Source organism: Paraburkholderia humisilvae, from assembly GCF_902859855.1.
GTDB lineage: Bacteria > Pseudomonadota > Gammaproteobacteria > Burkholderiales > Burkholderiaceae > Paraburkholderia > Paraburkholderia humisilvae.
Genome location: NZ_CADIKH010000362.1, coordinates 1 through 1,258 on the forward strand (window position 1 = coordinate 1; position 1,258 = coordinate 1,258).

A 1,258-nucleotide genomic window follows, 5' to 3' on the forward strand; every position below is an offset into this window, starting at 1 on the left:
TGTGATGGTCTAATTTCCTCGGACAGGTCGATAGGAGGACAATCCTGAATCGACGAGGAAACAGTAGATGACAAGAAAGCGCCGACAATTTGACGCCAGCTTCAAGCTCGAAGTGGTACGGATGGTACGAGACCAGGGGTTATCAGTGGGCGAAGTGTGCCGCTCGATGAATCTGGTTGATACAGCCGTGCGGCGCTGGGTAGCCCAGTACGATGCAGAGCGTGCTGGCGGCCCCGGCGAGGGCAGGCCGCTGACGGCCGAACAGCAGCGTATCCGGCAGCTGGAAGCCGAGAACCGGCAATTGCGGGAGGACAATACGCTGCTAAAAAAAGCATCGGCCTTCTTTGCCCGGGAACTGAAGTGAGTTATCGCGTGGTAAGTCACTTGCAAAAGGAGGCCGTATCGGTCAGTGACGCGTGCCGCGTTCTGGAGGTGAGCCGCTCTGGCTACTATGCGCACCGGCGTGCAAAGCCGAGCGCAAAGAGCTTGCAGGAGCAGACCCATGTCAAGGCGGCGTTCGCCGCCAGCGGCGCAAGCTATGGCAGCCGGCGTGTGATGCATGCGCTGCGCGAGCAAGGGCTGGCTATTGGCCGTTACCGGGTGCGTACGCTGATGCGTGAAGCAGGTCTGCGTACGAGCTGGAAGCGCAAGTTTGTCTCGACGACCGACAGCAGGCATACGCTACCTGTAGCAGGGAACGTGCTCGACCGGCAGTTTGATGTAGCCGAACCGAATCGTGCCTGGGTGTCAGACATCACATACATCCGCACGGCGCAGGGCTGGCTGTATCTGGCGGTCGTGCTGGACCTGTACTCACGCAAGGTGGTCGGCTGGTCGATGGCGCCCACCATGCCAGCCACACTGGTCATGTCGGCACTGACCATGGCGTTGCAGCAGCGCCGGCCGGCACCGGGACTGCTCCTGCATTCGGACCGGTTGAATCCGCCCAGTACGCGAGCGATGAATACCAGGCCTTGCTGAAAAAGCATCACGTGATTTGCAGCATGAGCCGCAAGGGAAACTGCTGGGACAATTCGGTGATGGAGCGCTTCTTCCTGAACCTGAAGATGGAGCGCGTGTGGCAGCGTCAGTATGCCAATCACGATGAAGCACGGTGCGACATCAACCAGTACATCGTCGGTTTCTACAACGCCGTACGCCTGCATTCGACTTTGGGCTATCTGTCGCCCATTGCCTACGAGGCGAAACTGACAGTGAAACAGCCTATCAGCCTGTCCGAAATATCTTGACCACTACA

1 pseudogene is annotated in these 1,258 nt (G+C 58.8%); it reads left to right on the plus strand.

The annotated features are described in order from the left end of the window. The first annotated feature begins 67 nt into the window (after positions 1-67). A pseudogene (locus HV796_RS42545) lies at positions 68-1,250 on the plus strand (IS3 family transposase). The last annotated feature ends 8 nt before the right edge of the window (positions 1,251-1,258 follow it).